Origin of the sequence: Psychrobacter sp. TB20-MNA-CIBAN-0197 (assembly GCF_040309765.1) — a bacterium.
GTDB classification, from domain to species: Bacteria; Pseudomonadota; Gammaproteobacteria; order Pseudomonadales; family Moraxellaceae; genus Psychrobacter; species Psychrobacter submarinus.
Window position 1 is genome coordinate 1 of sequence record NZ_JBEOPC010000970.1, and the last position, 255, is coordinate 255.

The 255-nt window shown below is 68.6% G+C and carries 1 protein-coding gene; it reads right to left on the reverse strand.

Going from position 1 to position 255, the window contains the following annotated elements:
* Positions 1 to 255 (reverse strand): hypothetical protein (locus AAEY83_RS16760; protein WP_351060903.1); only part of this gene is annotated, 255 nt, incomplete at both ends.

The window sequence follows — 255 nt, forward strand, 5'->3', positions numbered from 1 at the left end:
GCGCAGAGCAATCCGAGCAATCTGCATGTGGTTTATCTGCGCAACGCTCAGGCGGCGAAACTGGCGCAAGCCTTGCGCGGTTTGCTCACCGGCGAGAGTGACAGCGGCAGCAGCGACGCGGCGCGGTCGGTGCTCAGCGCGATGGGCAGCGGCACCGGCGGCAATGCCGGGCAGAATGGCCAGAGCAGTACGCCGGGCACTGGCACGGCGACCTCGACTGGCAGCGGCGCAAGCGGCGGCAGTTATGCCCAGGGC